Here is a 16317-nt window from a genome sequence, read left to right as displayed (position 1 = left end):
GAATTTCTGGAAGGGTGGTACAATCCGCATCGCCGTCACTCCGGGGCGGGAAATCTCTCTCCCATGGAGTACGAAAGACAACATGCCGTCAACGCTTGAGACTCAAGTGCTCAACCGTCCACCAAACCGGGGGAACTCCACATTCATGTGCGCAAGCCCGGTGAATGGGAGGTGCGGGTGTATTTTACTCGATGCACAAGAACGCGTCTTGAAATCAAGGCTGTTTGGCCACAAGACGCCAAGGGCCCGAGGGGTTGGCAGAAATATGAGCTACTCCAAGGCATCGAAAAGAACAAGAGCAAGTTGCTGGAAGAATGGGAACGAAAGGTGTGCACGGGAGGGCGGCCATGACGACAAGTGCGATGACGGTTTTTCTCCAGGACAACCGGTTTGTCACGGCCATTCCCAGGTCCCGGCATGTGAGGATCATCCGTAAGTTCGATCTAGGTATCGCGGAGCGGGCCAAGAATCTCTTCGTGTTTTCTTCTGCTGTCAAACTTCCCCAGGTGGCGGAGTTGGTACAGGAGGCAAACAGCCGTCATCACCTGAAGGCGCTCTTCGTTTGGCAGGACGTGGCCGATTGCCATCTACTGCCCCAGATGATCGCACGTGCCAATCTGAAAGCACTTCGGAACATGGTGGTGCACTCGGAAATCAACATTCCGCGAAGGATAATTAATGCGTGGCTTCTCGGCGCCCAGGAGCAGCTGATTGCGAATGCAACCCTGATTGACGGAAGCAAGATCTTCGTCATCAGTTGCGATGCAGAGACGTTCGAGGTGCCGTTCGAGAGTATTCCGGCTCTCAATCGAATTCCAATCAGAGAGCGCGGCTTGTTCAAGATCGCGGAGGACGGCAGCTACCTCCACTGGCCCAAGCCGGATGTACACATCAATCTTGAAACGATTCATCATGCGCTGAATCCGGAGTTGAGAAAACGGTACGAGCTGGAACGAATCACTCACGACGAAAGATTCGGCACCGCGATTGCCTCATTGCGAAAGAAATATGGCCTAAATCAAACCGATATTCCGGGACTTTCAGACCGGCAGGTGCGGCGGATCGAAAGCGGAGAGCGTCCCTCCTTCGAATCGCTCAAAGTCCTGGCCAAAGCACACGGCAAGGACCTCAACGACTATCTGAACGAAATCTCGGATACGATGACCGAGCAAAAAAGCAAGTGAGTGCACTATCTGCTTATTCCGTCCACAAGAAGGCGCACCACAACAACGCTTTGCAGCTGGCGGCGAGCACCGGACGGCTATGCATCTAGGCGGTGAAATGAACCTTGGCTTGTACAGCAGCGGGCGTTGTGCTTCTCGCTGACACCTCCGCAGCTGAAGCAAATGTTCGGTAGCAAAGATACGCCGTGAGATGGCTACCAAAATTTCTGCGCCGCGCTGAGAATGACTTGCGGAGCGAAAGCTCCGGTACACAGAATCGTGATGCGCCTCGACAAGATCGGAGTACCGTGAACATTGCTACCGATAACCCGATTCGAAAGCCCGAGGATGATGTCCTCGGCCGGGCCAAGGTCGCTCGCTCGTTCGCGGAGCAAGTTCTCTCACTAGATGTAAGTGAAGGTGTGGTCGTTGGCGTCCTTGGCCCCTGGGGTTCGGGGAAGACGTCGTTTGTCAACCTTGCGCGGGCGCACTTGGAAAGCGTCGGCATCGCAATCCTTGACTTCAACCCCTGGATGTTCAGTGGTGCCGAGCAACTCGTCGAATCATTCTTTGTTGAACTCTCTGCACAGCTTAAGGTTCGACCGGGACTCGCTGAAGTTGGCAAGGACATGGAAGACTACGGCGAAACATTCTCTGGCATGGGTTCGCTACCTCTTGTCGGCCCATGGATCGAGCGGGGCCGACTGGCCACGAGGATCCTGGCTAAGATTCTCCAGCGAAGGAAGGAAGGCGTGGGCGTTCGTCGGGCCAAGGTCGAGAAAGCACTTACTGCCCTCGCAAAACCGCTTGTCGTGATACTCGATGACATCGACCGGCTGACCACCTCTGAAATTCGGGACATCTTCAAGCTAGTTCGACTGACCGCAAACTTTGCCAACGTCATTTACATTCTGGCATTCGACCGAGTTCGGGTGGAGAGCGCTCTCGCCGAACAAGGCATTCCTGGCCGTGACTACCTTGAAAAGATCCTCCAGGTGGGCATTGACCTCCCTGCAATGCCACCACACGTGCTGAATAAGCAGATCTTCCAGGCAATCGACAACGCGCTTTCCTCAATCAAGAATACAGGTCCGTTTGACGAGAACGTCTGGCCTGACGTCTTCATGGAAGTCATACGACCACTCCTAAGAAATGTGCGCGACATTCGTCGTTATGCGGCCGCCGTACACGGGACAGTGCAAGACCTGGATGGCCAAGTCGCCCTTGCAGATGTGCTCGCACTCGAAGCCATTCGCGTTTTCCTTCCCGACGTATTCCGCCAAATTCACGGAGCAATAGATGGCCTAGCCAACACCTCTGGCCTCAGCTACGGTACCGGTGGAGATCCACCGCACCTGAAGGAGCAGATTGACCGACTCATCGAAGCTGGAGGCGGTCGCGCAGATGTCGTCCGGGCACTCATTCAACGGTTGTTTCCAGGAGCTCAGCGCCATATTGGTGGTTCACATTATGGCAACGAGTGGAAGGGCCAATGGCTTCGTGAACGACGTATCGCCCATGAGGACATTCTTCGCCTGTACTTAGAGCGTGTCGTCGGTGAGAGCCTCCAAGCGTTCTCCGATGCCGAGCGTGCATGGGCTCTCATGGCCGACCACACGGCCCTTGAAGGTTACCTCCGTTCGCTCGACGCCGACCGCCTGCAGGACATCATTTCATCCTTGGAAGTTTATGAGGAGCAGTTCGCAGCTGAACACGTTGTTCCTGGAAGCGTTGTGCTCCTGAATCTCTTGCCCGAGCTGCCTGAGCGCCAACTTGGAATGATGGACATCGACACCCGCATGGTCGTTACACGAGTTGTCTACCGGCTCGTCCGTTCGCGCAAAGATCCGAACGAGATAGAGGCAGCGGTTCGGGAGATCCTACCTCAACTCAGTACACTTTCTGCCAAGGATCATCTGATCACCATTGTCGGATTCCGCAAAGGAGCGGGGCACAAATTGATTTCTGAGGCTGCAGCAAAGAAGTTTGAGGGGGACTGGCGAGCCGATGTTCGCTCGGCTACTGTTGATACTCTGGCCAAGGAGAGCGAACTCCTCTGGATATTGTTGCAGGCAAAACGAGAAGCAGATCCAGCAGAACCACTCATCGTGATCCCCGACTCGCCTCGCCTGACTCTTGCCCTCTTGCGATCAGCACGTAGCGAGACGCGGAGCCAAACATTCGGAAGTCGAGCCATACGCCGGTCCGCTCGTCTTGCTTGGGATGCACTTATCGAATTGAATGGCAATGAGGATACCCTCCGTGGGCGGATAGAGACACTGAAGGACTCACAACTCGACGGCTTTGACGAGCTACTACAGCTAGCCGAAAAATACCTTGGTGGATGGCGACCTAGAGGGTTCGGCGACGATTAGCACGACATTGCCACGAACCTGGAGCCAATGCCGGCCCCGTGCGGCCAGGGTACTCGGAAGCTGGGCAGGGATGTCGATCCGCAGGGTAATCGAACTGCTCAACAGAACCGCATGATTCTTTCTTCCGCCCACTCCTCGAATCGGCGAAGGGAAGCGCCAAATCCGCAACCCCCGCGCAACCAGAAAGAAGGCGCATCCGGTGCGCCAAAATGGCGCCATGCAACTATACGATTATTATAGGAGAAATGGCGCGCCCTAGAGGATTCGAACCTCTGGCCACTTGATTCGTAGTCAAGTGCTCTATCCAGCTGAGCTAAGGGCGCGTCCGGGAGGAAAATCATAATACTGCAAGGGGTTTCCCGCGTCAACATCGGTTCCAACACATCTGTTCCCGCCAATCACTGGAAACCCCTGTTCTCCAACATAGTCCATTGCCGGCAGCGGATTTACAAGCCATCCCGCTTCTTCTAATCTAAGGAACGGGGCAACCGGCGCCGGTCCTTCCGGACTCATGATTTCATGTTCTTCTCGACCACCTCCATCGTCCTTCGCAACGTGTCCGTGGGGCTGAATTCGATGTATTCGCAGCCGGACTCAACGAACGGGAGATGCCCGGGCGGGGCATAAAAGACATCACCCTCTTTGAATACCTCATCACAGCCGTCATACCGGTAATGCAGGCGTCCCTTCAGTACATATCCCCAGTGCGGGCACTGGCAACGATCTTCGGGCAATCCCTTGAAGAGCGGTGATGGATCGATATCCTTGCATGCTCTCCCCATTTCGGCGGTCATTCCGCCCCAATCCATGTGCTGGAGCACTATCTCCGGTGTGTTCAAAGTAACCGGCAAGTCTTTTTTCGAGCCGCGCATGTCATAAACCCGCATTTCTCACCATGGTTCGTCGCGAGGCGGTGGAGACGGGTATGGCTACAAGGTGTCGCGACCGAGGGCGACGCAGGCGTAGTTTACACTACGTCGAGGAGCCCGACCGAGCGCAACGCAGTAGACATGCCCGTATCCGCCGCAGCAGCAGAAGCATGGTGAGAAATGCGGGTAAACTCCTTTCCGGGTGTCGATCGTTTTCTTTAAGATGTCTTGGCGGCCGGCACCGGACCTTCCGCGGCCGATGAGGGTGATTCGGAAGGTATCCCCCGGGGCGGCTACGGGATTTGCCGCAGCGGGACCGCAAGGCTGAGGAGCCACTCCCCTTCATTGATCATCAGGCGGCGTTCCAGCATTTCGGCTTCCGCCGCGGCGAGCCATCCGGCGGTGATCGCACCCCCCCATATCTCGGTGAGATGGCGGAGACGCCTGCCTCTCGGTTTCCTCGTTTCGCAGAGTAGGTAGAGCGCTGCCTCCGGTCCGGAATATTCGTATCGGACGATTCCATCCTTCCCGCGGGCATCCTCGATTACGATCCGATCGGATTCCTCCCATACGGTCAGCGAGGGCCGGGAACCTCTCACTCTCCATTGCGCCTGCCAGTCGGCGACCTCCTCTTCCAGTTCCTTGTAACTTCCCTCTGGAAGTACACCCCGGTTTTCGGCCTCGAAAAAGTATGCAACCCGGTTCAAGTCGATTTCCGGAGGGTACACACAGGAGTAACTCGCTTCCGGCCGCAACCGTCCGAAACCGTAGTCGCCCGGCCGCTCATGGTATGCACTGAAACGTTCGATACGGATTCGGGCGACCTTGTCGGGAGGCGGCAAATGGCGGAGCGCACGGATCCGGTCCGCCTGCAGGGCGTAGTCTCCTGCCTCCTCACCCGGGATTCCGGTCAGGAGGTTCCAATAGACGTTCATCGAATGATAACGCGCCCATTTCAGCAGTTCGACATTGGCCAGGCCGGTCACGCCTTTTTTCATCAACCGCAGCAACCGGCTGCTGAAACTTTCTATTCCCGGCTGGATCGTCGACACCCCCGCGGCCTTTAGTTTCCGGAGCTGCTCCCGCGTGAGATCCGCCTTCACCTCGTAAGTTATCTCAAAGCCGTCCCTTGCCTCTGCAAGCTCCGCGCAGATCTCATCCCGAAACCGCGCCCCCAGTACATTGTCGACCGCAACGAATTTTCGCCGTCCATGCCTGTCCGAAAGCCGCCTGAGCTCCCGTATCGCCTGCGCACCCGGCTTCGCCCGGAACTTCATGGTTTCAGGCCGCAGGCCGCAGAAGGCGCATCGGCTCTTTTCCCCCCACCAGCAGCCGCGCGATCCCTCGAACGCCAGTCGAATTTCCTCCGAATGCTCCCATTCCCCGAACATCCCGAGACGTTCGGCAAGATGGAAAAAATCATCGTAGTCCGGAACGGGCGAGCCGCCCATGTCTTCGACGAGCGGAGCCGGTCCCCCGAACATGACTTCGCCTCCCCGGCGCACCGCCAACCCGGGAGCCGGTTCGGGCGGACGGCCGGCCAGCACCCGCTCGACGAACCGGGGAAAGGACTCATCCGCTTCCCCGGCAAATCCCGCGTCGATCCACGGGAAGGCGCGCATGTATTCCGATCCCATCGGATGATCGAAGTTGGCGCCGCCGAAGACGATCCGCACTTGGGGGAACCGCTCCTTGATCCGCCGCGCCAGGGCCGCAGCCGCTGTGTTCTGCTGGAAGGATGAGGCGAATCCCACGATCGAGTAACGGTCCCACGGCAGAAGGTTCCCGCAAAGGTCGATGTATTCAGGCGCCAGCCGCTGCCGGATATGCAGAAGGTCCTCGCCGGACCATCCCACCCTCGGCAACAGCTTCGAAAGTTCCGCGGAGAATCTATCGATAAATTCACGATCGTCGCCTCGCGGGCCGAAGGCGGCCCGGGCGAACAGCCATTCCCCCAGCATCGGCACGGAAACGTTCGAGAGGATGTGGAAACTCGTGTATCCCAAATCCCGCGCAAACGGCAGGTTGAGATAGCAAACGTCGGAAGCGATCCCCCGGGACGAGAGCAGCGCCTTCAGGAGCCCCAATTGGAGCGAGGGCATGATGGGTGAGGAAAACGGCATCGAGATGAGCGCGACTTTCGCACCCCGGCCTTCCCGCGGAACGGCGGCCGCCACTCCTTCCGGGTCGATCTCTTTCGGCAGGGGTATTGCTCTCACCCGCTATCCCGGCCGCTATGCGGGGATTTTCCGCCGGAGAGACGAATAGTACGCCTTCAGGGTCTGGGCGATGTATTCCTTGTTCTGGAGGCAGTATGGCTCGAAGATCGAACCGCCGTGGATCCTCGCCCGGGTAGGGCACCCACCCCCGCAAAAAAACGCCACCGAACATTGGAGGCATTCGGGAATATTGAGAAGGTGCCGCCTTGTGTGCGTTTTTTTTATCGGAAAGAATTTCACGTTCCCGCCGGAAATCTCGCCGATGCGCCGCTCCTTGTGCCCGGCTTCCTCGAAACAATCGTAGATGTCCCCCATCGGGTCGACGATGAAAACGTCGTCGGTTCCGACGGAGCAATATCTCGTCCTTGGAAGGAATTTCAATCCTTCCATTTTCAGGACGTCGCCCAGGAAATCGAGATTCAGGGACGGAGGTCTTCGGGTCTTGGCGGCGACTTCGTGGAAGATGCGGCGAAACAGGTCGAATTCCGCGGGAGACCCGTATTTCTCCTGGAACGTGTTGATCGGGGCGAAATACGTTTCGACGTTCGGATGCGTCAATATCTTCGCCCTGTCGAGATACTCCACGAGTTTCGCGGTCGATTCCATCTTTCCGGGATGTGTGTGGACGCGTATGAATACGTTCACTTTCAGCCGCATCAACCGGCGGACCGCCCGGATGATGCCTTCGTACGTCGGCTTCCCCGATCCGAACGTCCTGCGTTTGTCATGGTGAAGCCGGTCGCCGTCGAGCACCACCTGGACGTTCCCGATTTTCCCCGTTTCCGGCCCTATGAATTCCTCCATTTCCCGAATCGAGAGGCCGTTGGTCGCCACCGCGGCCTTGATCGAATGCTTCCCGGCGTATCGCAGTATCCTTGCGATCGTGGCGCGGTTCCCCGGAAGAAGCGGCTCACCGCCGAAAAACAGGAAAATCAGATTTTTCCTTGGCACGCCCGGAAACAGGCGAGGCAAATGGCGGGAAAGGACCTCTTCCGCGAATTTCTCGCTCATGGCGGGAACGCGGGATGTCGCGGCCAGGGATTTCTGGTAGCAATAGGCGCAGGAAAGGTTGCAGTCGTAAGTCAGGACGAAACTGAGCGTGCCTTTTTTCCGCTTCCTGCCGAGTTCAGCCTCTTTTTCCACGACGTAACGTACGCGTTTCCGGAATTCCGCGAGCTCGCGGCGCCGGGACCATGCGGTCAGATGCCCCCGTTTCAGCAGGTGCGATTTCTCGCCTGGCGAAAGGAACGAAAGATCGAGCGGGGTGGCGGGATCGGTCAGGCGGTCGGCATACACCGTGGGGACAAGGTCGATGCACAGGGTCGCTCCGTGAAACAGGAGCGACGTCCCGTCACCGATATCGACCCGGTTCAGATAGCTGCTTGCGCGGATTCCGCTGTGTCGTGCCGGTCTTATCCCCGGACTGCGCACAGACAGTTGCACCCCGAGGGGAACGATTCCGGCTCCTGTCCCTTGGGCGGGGCGCTTTTGTTATCCATCTCGGGCGCGCCGCCGCGCAAGTTCAGCGGGGTGATTTTCCCGGTGTCCGAACCGGTTTTTCCGGGGGTCTGCGATCCTTCGGCGGCGGGCGGTGTGTTGGTTGCCGGATTCTTGTCTGGCTCCGCGGCGCCTGCTCCCGTCGTGCCGGCAAGGGCTATCGCTGCCGATACCGACAGGACCTTCGCGAGTCGTGATTTTTTCATCCTGCCCTCCTACCCGGAATCGCCCGTATGACGTTCGATACGGTACGCATTATCGACTGGCTCATTATGGCGACCCCATCATGCAGTGTCAACAACCGCCCGCGAAAGCCGACGCCCGCACCGGCCCGCCGGTTTCCGCCGGGCAGACCGTGTTATCGGCGTATAGCGGCCGATGCGGTTCGCCTGTAATATGGGATAGGCACGGCCTTGACGAAGACATCTTCCAATACCTTTCGCCGTATCGTCGCGGCGGCGTTCCTTGCGCTGGCCGTCGCCTGCACCGCTCTCGCGAAAGACCCATCCCCCCAGGACCGGATCTACCGGCACAAGGCATCGCCTGCGGAAACCGGCGAACGAAAAAAGGAAGCGGATCTCCATGCATCACGTGCCAGGGAAGCCTTTCTCCAGGGACGCTACGGAGACGTGATTTCCGCCGGAACCTCCGCACTCGAGATCTACACTTCCATAGGGGACGATGCGGGGGAGATGAAAGTCCTTCACGACCTTGGCCGAGCGCACAGGAAAATGGCCGACTACACGGAGGCCGAACGATTGCATCAGCGCGCGCTCGACCTGGCGCAGCGGGGAGGAGACCGTTCGATGCATGGGACGGCGCTCATCGACATAGGCGACGTCCGGGAGCGAAGGAAGGACCACCCCGGCGCTCTCTCCTTCTACAGAAAGGCGCTGGAGATCCTCCGGCTTCCCGAGGACTGGAAGGAAGCAGGCCGGGCATTGCGCCAGATCGGCGATATCCAGGTCGTCCGGGGCGATTTCGAGGAAGCCTATGACGCATACGGGAGTGCGCTTCGGTACGCTGGGGAGGGGCATGATCCTTCGGCCATAGCCGAGAGCAGGGATTACACGGGCTATTTCTTCCGGCAGATGGGGGATTACGAAAAGGCCGCGGACCTCCACCGGCGCACCTTGGAGGCTGCCGCCGAAATTCCGGATACGCAGGAACGGTCCCGTTGCCGCGCCCGGGCGCTGAATCACCTTGGCCTTTGCACCGCGAGGCTCGCCTCCGTCGCGGCTGCGGACGGGGACCTGAAGACCGCGGCAAAACGGTACCGGGAAGCGGCAAGCCTCGAAGAGGAGGCGCTACGGGAGGCCCGATCCGCAAGCGACCGATGGCGTCAGGGATACGTCCTGCGCGCGTCGGCGCAGATTCATCGGGAACTCGGCGAACTTTCTCCCGGGACGGATGCCTCACGGGATTTCGCCGTATCCCTCGCGCGCGCCGGCGAGGCGATCGCCCTCGCGGCCGAGATGAAGGAGAAGGAATGGCAAGGCCTGGGACTCCACCAGAAAGCGATAGCTCTCGCGCTCCTGGGGCGGCATGAGGAGGGGTTGGCGTCTCTCCGCGAAGCGATCGGTTTATGGAACGCTTCCGGGGACCTTCAGGGGATGGGGCAGGCCTGGCAGCTGATCGCCCACCGCATCCACGAAGCCCGGGGAAAGCTTCCCGAGGCGCTCGATGCCTACGGGAAAGCGCTCGAGACTTTCGAACGGATCCGGGCATTCGAGCACATTTCGGCGATCCACCTGGGCCGGGGGGCCATCTTCGAGAGGCGAGGGGAACTCGCGAAGGCGAAAGATTCATACATGGCATCGATCGAAGCCCTCGAGTCGGTACGGAGCCGCCTGACGTCCGAGGAGCACAAGATCGCCTTCTTCGAACGGCGCCAGGGACCCTACGATGCGCTTATCTCCCTCCTGGCGCGAATGCACCGCGAGGGAGGCCGGCGGGAGGACGGCGCTTTGGCCCTCCATATCTCCGAGCGCGCGCGGGAAAGGACCATGCTGGACCTCATCCGGGGGGCGAGCGGCCTTATCCGCGGAGGGGTCGATGCGGCAACTCTCGCCCGGGAGGCAGATATCCGTTCCGGAATCCGCTCCCTGTCGGGAGAACTCCTTCGTGAGCGCGACCCGAAAAAAAGCGATGCCATGAAAACTGACCTCGACCGCCTCCTCGTGGAGCGGAATGCATTTCTCCGGGAACTGGAGGGGAAGTATCCTGCCTACGCCCGCCTCAAGAATCCGCGGCCCCTGGAAATGGAGGAGATCCGCAGCAGGACGCTGGGCGAAGGGGTGCGGCTGCTGGAGTACTTTGTCGGTGAGCGCGGCACGTTTCTCTTCGTCGTCTCCCGCGAGGGTCTCGAGGTTCTGCATCCGATCCCGATCGGAAAACGGGAGCTCGCAGCGAAGGTGGAAGCGCTCAGAAGTCCCTTCGAGCAGATCAAGACCGGCGGGAACATTCAGGATCTTGAGAAGTTCGACCTTGCCCTGGCCCGCGATCTCTACGGACTTCTCCTTGCGCCGGTGGAAAAGCATGTCCGCGGGGCATCCGGTATCGTCATCGTGCCGCACGGCCCTCTTTATCATCTCCCGTTCGAATTGCTCGTCCGCGACCTCGATGCGCGGCCAATGCCCGAAGGAATCGTCTTCGGGAGGTTCGAAACGCCCCGATACGCCGTCGAAGCGCTGCCTCCCGTCGCCTACGGGCTATCGGCGAGCCTGCTCGATCCGGGATTGCGCAGAACGGGGGACGGCGCGCCGAAGGGAACGCTGATAGCCTTCGGGAATCCGACCCCGGAACGAGCGGACGGGAAGCGCCGCGGCGTGCGGATGCGCAGGGGACATCGGATCATGATGCCGGGGCTTCCGTTCGCGGAACGGGAGGCACGTGCCGTCGCGTCCCTATACGACGGCGGGACGAAAGTCTACCTGGGAATGGATGCGACGAAGGCGCGGTTCCTCTCCGAGGCGGGCGGCTACCGGTCGGTGATCCTGTCGACGCACGGAATTCTCGACGAGAGGGATCCGATGTTTTCCGGCCTCGTCTTCGCTCCGCGGCCGGGAGAAGAGGACGGTTCCCTTCTCGAAACCCACGAGATCTTCAATATCCGCCTCAACGCCGACCTGGTGACGCTGAGCGCCTGCGAGGCGGGGCTGGGCAGGATACGCGACGGCGAAGGGCTGATCGGGATGGGGCAGGCTTTCATCTACGCGGGGGCATCGTCCCTCGTGGTGAGCCTCTGGAGCGTCTACGACCGCTCCACGTCGCAGCTGATCACGGGGTTCCACGAAGGGGTGCGCGTCGATCCCTCAAGGAAGGCCCATGCGCTCCGTGAGAGCAAACTCGAGACGATCCGGAAGCGGGAGCGGCTGGAATCCGGGCACGTCCTCTCTTATGCCCATCCGTTCTTCTGGGCGCCTTTCGTCCTCTTCCGCGGCCCCTGACCGCCGCCGCAGGCCTACGCTTCCGCCCAGTCCTCCTGGAGCACGTCTCCCTGCAGGCTCACGACCACCAACCGCACGGGAACTTTCCGCTCGCTTTTCCTGACCGCCGCCAGAGTGATCCCGAGGAGCCCCCGGCAGCAGGGAACCTGCATGACGATCACCGTGAGCGTGTTTATCTTCGCCTCCTCGCAAAGCGCCTTGATCTTCTCGATGTACATTTCCTGGTCCGAGTCCAGCTTCGGGCAGGCGATCGCGAGCGACTTCCCTTTCAGGTAGTCCGCATGGAAATTCCCCATGGCGAAGGGGACGCAGTCCGCAGCCAGCAGCACGTCCGCCCCCTGGAAGTAGGGAGCTGCCGGAGAAACCAGGTGGAGCTGGATCGGCCACTGACGGAGCTGCGAAGCGACCCTTCCCGCCGGCGCGCTTTCCTGCTGATCATCCTTCCCGAACTCGAACGTGCGTGAACCGGGACATCCTTGAAATCCGCTCATCTTGCCACCTCCGCGCTTCTTGCGCCCAATGTGTTTTCCAGATCGATGACGAACGACTCGTATCGTTTCCCGCTTTCCTCGAAATTCGCGTCCACCTCGCGGAACCTGGAGTACAACTCCCCCACCTCCCGCGTGGAAAGGATGCGATCCATCCACGGGTACAGGATCCCGTCTTCCTTCTTGATGTGCTCGGTCAGCACCTCCGAATAGCGATGAAATCCATCGGCGACCTTTTCGCCATCCCCGCGTTCCAACGCTTCGAATACCTCGCGGACGCAGGCCCTGCCTCTCCTGTGGTCCTCGTGCATGACCTTGAGTATGTCCAGCCCCTGGTCGAAACGTGCGAAGAGGATGTCCTCCTCCTTGGCATGGTGGAACCTGTCCGCGTAGGAACGGATGAAGTCGACGCATGCGATTATCCGCTCCCGTCCGCTTTCCGATGCGATGTCCGTCGCTTCGACCAGCGCCGGTACAAGGCCGATGAATTTCTTGATCAGCACGTGCTCGTCCACCAGGAGTTTCATCGGCGGGGAATATGCGATTTTCCCTTGCCGCGCATCGGATCCGCGCTTTCTCGCCGGACGTTCGATCGGCTTCCCGGGCGAAACGACGGCCGCAATCCTTATCATCAGGATTTCCTCGTTCTCGGGGGACAGGTTGTGTATCTCAAGGATGTCGCCCAGTGCACATGTCCCCACGCTGCAGGGGACGCATCCTATGCCGTACTCGTCCAGGATATTTCCCACCTTCGGATATCTTCCGATCAATTCCTTGATCGGCGTTTGCAGGCTGGTTCCCATCGGCTCTCCCTCCTTTTCGCGCCATTATCGCGGAGGCGGCGATCCGGGTCCTTGATGAAGGTCAATTCGCCCGGAATATCAGGGGTCGCGTAAATTTCCCAGCCGGGTCAATTGGTTGATACGCGTGTCCCGTTAAAGAAAGTGCGCTGAAAAACCGAAATGATTTCCGGGGGTGAAGGAAGAAACCGTGTCCGGAAATGCGGGTGCCATGCCGGCGGGGGGATGCATAAGTCCGGCAATCGAAAATCTGCTGCTGTCGGCGGCAAGAACCAAGTACTGGGCCGTTCTGTACGGCACCGGGCATCCCACAACGGCGGACCGGATCACGGAGTTTCATACCGCCCTGTCATCCTGGCTGGCGGAGGCGGAGGGCAACCGGCTGCTCCTGGGGGTAGTCCGGGAGAAATTCCTTTATCTGAACGAGTTTTACGGAAAAGGGAACAAACTGGTCCGCAGCCTGACCGAGCATCTTTACCTGCTCGGCGTCGCGACCATCTCTTTCGGACCGCAGGTTCCTGTTTCCGAGCTCATCATCTTCTTCGAATTCCTCCACCGGAACAGCGGGGAGAAACCGGGCGAACCGTTCGAGAAACATCTCCAACGGTCCGGCGTGAACGGAATTTCCATCAACCCATACAATTACAAGGAGTTGCTTTCCCGGCAAACCGTCGCATGCGACGGTGCCAAGGTAAAGGATCCCGGGCGGGAAGACTTCCTTTTGAAATCTCTTCTTACGTCGAATTTCGCCGACGACGAGGATGCGGAACGGAAAGTCATCGAGGAAATCGTCAACTTCCCCGAGTTGATATCGCTCATCATCGAGCGTGCCGATTCGTCCGAACGCGCCGGGAACTCCCGGCCGGGTCGCCCTGCGGCGAACACGGCCCAAGGGATCTCCGCCGAAGTGCTTCGACGCCTGTTCACCCGCCTTGGCGGCGTCCTGCGCGATCTTCCGGAGGACCGAAGAAAAGAGATCGTCACGTTCCTGGAAGCCGGGATCGAATCCGCCGGGGACGCGAGGAAAATAGCCGAAGACCCGCTCGGCCTTTTCATCGCCCGATCGCTGACCGACGACTGCACCGGCGAGGAATTCCTGGATCTTATGGGAACAGTCCTCTCGCTGGAGCAAAAAAGCACGGGGCGCTTCCGGAAGATTTTCGAGACACTGGCGGTAAAACGTGACGCGTCCGATTCGCTGATGCCCGCACTGTCAGGCAGGCTCAAGGAGAGCATAAAATCGCGGGACTACTATTCGCTCAAGACGTGGGAAACCGTCGAGCAATTGCTGCTCTCCCGGTCCGACGACAAGTACGTCGCGAAGGACCATGCGCGTTTCCTCGAGCGCATTTCGTCGGACGATTTCAAAAACGGCGCGAGGACGCCGCTGTTTTCCCCCGACTCCCTACTCCTTGCCACCCTCTCGCCCGAAGAGCGATACCGGAAAACCGTCCTCATCCTGCTGGACATCCTGAAGACGGCGGAAGAGGAAGAAGTGTATACCGACCTTCTCCGCGAGTTCCGGATGATCGTTCCGAATCTCCTCTCGCGCAACGAAATCCATCTGCTGCGGGACGTTCTCTTCGGCCTGGATGACATATCCAGACAGGTCGACGCGGGAAGGAACAGGGCGATCCAGGAAATCATCCAGAAAACGGACTTCGGACACCTCATCGACTTTCAGCTCTCCGGCCCCCATACGCCGGACCCGTCCGGCGCCATCTTCTCCATACTTTCCAGGTTCGGGTGGATGACGACGCTTCCGGTGCTCGACCGCCTCCTTGGCGAACCCAGCCAATCGCGGCGCCGCATGCTGCTCAAGATCGCCGTTGCGATCGGACCGGCGGCGATGCCGTTTTTACGGGACAGGCTGTCCCATTCCAAGTGGTTCTTCGTCCGCAACATCTGCTACATCATGGGGGAGATGCGCGACCGCCAGGCCGTGCCGGGTTTGCTGGGGGCCACCAGGCATGCGGACCGCCGGGTGCGGCGCGAGGCGATCGTCGCGCTCGGAAAACTGAACGTCCCCGAAGCGGTGCCGCAGATCGGGAAGATTCTTCTCGACGGAAACCTTTTTTCGTCCTCGGAGGACGATACCGTCCGGATCGCGGCCGCCAACGCCCTTTTCATGATCGGCGGAACGGAGGCGCTGTCCTACATACACCGCGGGAGCCGTTCGATGCGGACCGCCGTGCGCGATTACTGCAGGCAGCTCAAGTCCAGCCAGGGAGCCACCGGATGATCGATAAGGAATACCTCTTCCAGGTGATCCTGAACCTGGGGCAGTGTCTCCAGGCCGCGCGCATCTATCCCGATCACCATAACCGGTTCCAGGCCCCGTTGTCCCGGCTGCACGCACGGATCCTGCGGACGACGGCCGCGCTCGGGACGTTGCATATCGGCGTACTGGGCGACCAATTCATCATCGGTAATACCCCCTACCTCGACATGGACAAGATGTTCCCGCGAAAACTGCTTCGCGAGCTTCGCGACAGGGGAATCGAGAAGATATCCATCCGGGACGGCCTGACCTACGGAGAACTCAAGCAGTTCATCCTGTTTCTCGCCGACGCCGCCGAACAACCCGGGGACCGCAAGTGGGAATGCATCTCCTACGGTACCATACAGACATTCGAAGATGCGGCGGGTATGTCGGGGCTCGCTTACACGTTGCCGCGTAACCATATCCTCTACGGCGCGACGAATGTCCTGAAAGACGTCCTGTCCTCCCTCACCAAGGGAAAGGGAAGCGCTTCACTCAAGGACGGAAGGGAGATCGTGGCGAATGTGATGAAGGGGCTTCACCAGGACGATTTCCTCATCTCGCGGCTATTGCGCCTTCAATCCCACGACGATTACACCGTGACGCATTCGCTCAACGTATGCGCGATGGTCCTGGCCCAGGCGATGCGCATCGGAGTCCCCGACGGCACGATACACGAGTTGGGGCTCGCGGCCATGCTGCACGACGTGGGGAAGGAGATGATCCCGCTGGAAATCCTTCAGAAACCCGGCAAGATCAGCCCCGAGGAATTCCAGCGGATCGCCGAGCACCCCGTCACCGGCGCCGCTCTGCTGAGGAAGATCGACTGCGGATCGGAACTGCCGATGATCGTCTGTTTCGAGCACCACGTAAAGTATAATTTCACCGGGTATCCGAAAATATCCTACGGAGGTCCCCTGAACATCGCCTCCTACATGACCCAGATTGCGGACGTCTACGACGCGCTGCGCACGAACCGGCCGTATCGGCGGAGCCTGGACGTAGAAACGGCCATGGAGATCATGAGGGACGGGAGAGGGAAGGAGTTCGAGCCGGCCCTGTTCGACAATTTCATTGAATCCCTCGTGCTGGCGGAAAGTTCCGAAGACCCGACCGAAGGCCTGACCCGAACCGCGGATGAAAGCGCTGTCCCGTCATCGTCTCCCGCACCGGTGAATTGATCCGAAATGCCGG

11 protein-coding genes and 1 tRNA gene are annotated in these 16317 nt (G+C 59.5%); 5 read left to right on the top strand and 7 right to left on the bottom strand.

Annotation, left to right across the window (positions count from 1 at the left end):
* Window positions 1-347: 347 nt before the first annotated feature.
* Together HY896_11165 and HY896_11160 are read left to right on the top strand one after the other, a co-directional pair.
* Window positions 348-1184: a DUF2442 domain-containing protein gene (locus HY896_11165; GenBank protein ID MBI5576908.1), complete on the top strand. Its 837-nt coding sequence runs from the start codon at window positions 348-350 to the stop codon at window positions 1182-1184.
* A gap of 206 nt (window positions 1185-1390) precedes the next feature.
* Window positions 1391-3538: an NTPase KAP gene (locus tag HY896_11160; protein MBI5576907.1), complete on the top strand. Its 2148-nt coding sequence runs from the start codon at window positions 1391-1393 to the stop codon at window positions 3536-3538.
* Window positions 3539-3784: 246 nt separating this feature from the next.
* Here the strand turns inward: HY896_11160 and HY896_11155 are convergent.
* From HY896_11155 to HY896_11135, 5 genes are all read right to left on the bottom strand, one after another.
* A tRNA-Arg gene (locus HY896_11155) sits at window positions 3785-3861 on the bottom strand.
* 186 nt (window positions 3862-4047) lie between these two features.
* Window positions 4048-4377, bottom strand: a complete 330-nt coding sequence (locus tag HY896_11150) for a cupin domain-containing protein (GenBank protein ID MBI5576906.1) — start codon at window positions 4375-4377, stop codon at window positions 4048-4050.
* 323 nt (window positions 4378-4700) lie between these two features.
* The gene (locus HY896_11145; protein ID MBI5576905.1) at window positions 4701-6626 is read right to left on the bottom strand and encodes a RiPP maturation radical SAM protein 1; all 1926 of its coding nucleotides are present in this window, start codon (window positions 6624-6626) and stop codon (window positions 4701-4703) included.
* A gap of 15 nt (window positions 6627-6641) precedes the next feature.
* On the bottom strand, window positions 6642-8057 hold the full coding sequence (locus HY896_11140) for a radical SAM protein (GenBank protein MBI5576904.1): 1416 nt from the start codon (window positions 8055-8057) through the stop codon (window positions 6642-6644).
* On the bottom strand, window positions 8039-8329 hold the full coding sequence (locus tag HY896_11135; GenBank protein ID MBI5576903.1) for a hypothetical protein: 291 nt from the start codon (window positions 8327-8329) through the stop codon (window positions 8039-8041). The genes HY896_11140 and HY896_11135 overlap by 19 nt, the downstream gene beginning before the upstream one ends.
* Before the next feature lie 207 nt (window positions 8330-8536).
* Here HY896_11135 and HY896_11130 point away from each other — a divergent pair, with 207 nt between their 5' ends.
* A complete protein-coding gene (locus tag HY896_11130; GenBank protein MBI5576902.1) occupies window positions 8537-11572 on the top strand; it encodes a CHAT domain-containing protein in 3036 nt (1011 codons plus the stop codon).
* Between the two features lie 14 nt (window positions 11573-11586).
* Here HY896_11130 and HY896_11125 read toward each other — a convergent pair whose 3' ends face one another.
* Window positions 11587-12063, bottom strand: a complete 477-nt coding sequence (locus HY896_11125; GenBank protein ID MBI5576901.1) for a 4Fe-4S ferredoxin — start codon at window positions 12061-12063, stop codon at window positions 11587-11589.
* Window positions 12060-12863: a hemerythrin domain-containing protein gene (locus HY896_11120; protein ID MBI5576900.1), complete on the bottom strand. Its 804-nt coding sequence runs from the start codon at window positions 12861-12863 to the stop codon at window positions 12060-12062. Before HY896_11120 ends, HY896_11125 begins: the two co-directional genes overlap by 4 nt.
* 187 nt (window positions 12864-13050) lie before the next feature.
* Here HY896_11120 and HY896_11115 point away from each other — a divergent pair, with 187 nt between their 5' ends.
* Together HY896_11115 and HY896_11110 are read left to right on the top strand one after the other, a co-directional pair.
* Complete coding sequence (locus tag HY896_11115) at window positions 13051-15102, top strand: HEAT repeat domain-containing protein (protein MBI5576899.1); 2052 nt, start codon at window positions 13051-13053, stop codon at window positions 15100-15102.
* Complete coding sequence (locus tag HY896_11110) at window positions 15099-16304, top strand: HD domain-containing protein (GenBank protein ID MBI5576898.1); 1206 nt, start codon at window positions 15099-15101, stop codon at window positions 16302-16304. The genes HY896_11115 and HY896_11110 overlap by 4 nt, the downstream gene beginning before the upstream one ends.
* The last annotated feature ends 13 nt before the right edge of the window (window positions 16305-16317 follow it).

It is taken from the genome of Deltaproteobacteria bacterium, from assembly GCA_016218975.1.
Classification (GTDB): Bacteria; Desulfobacterota; Deferrimicrobia; order Deferrimicrobiales; family Deferrimicrobiaceae; genus JAENIX01.
The sequence above is the reverse complement of the archived record's forward strand: the minus strand, read 5'-3'. Positions and strand labels throughout refer to the sequence as shown.

What these genes read in the sequence shown, in the direction of transcription:
- HY896_11165 (MBI5576908.1), top strand. Translation starts at nt 348, where the DNA reads ATGACGACAAGTGCGATGACGGTTTTTCTCCAGGACAACCGGTTTGTC.
- HY896_11135 (MBI5576903.1), bottom strand. Translation starts at nt 8,329, where the DNA reads ATGAAAAAATCACGACTCGCGAAGGTCCTGTCGGTATCGGCAGCGATA.
- HY896_11125 (MBI5576901.1), bottom strand. Translation starts at nt 12,063, where the DNA reads ATGAGCGGATTTCAAGGATGTCCCGGTTCACGCACGTTCGAGTTCGGG.
- HY896_11120 (MBI5576900.1), bottom strand. Translation starts at nt 12,863, where the DNA reads ATGGGAACCAGCCTGCAAACGCCGATCAAGGAATTGATCGGAAGATAT.
- HY896_11110 (MBI5576898.1), top strand. Translation starts at nt 15,099, where the DNA reads ATGATCGATAAGGAATACCTCTTCCAGGTGATCCTGAACCTGGGGCAG.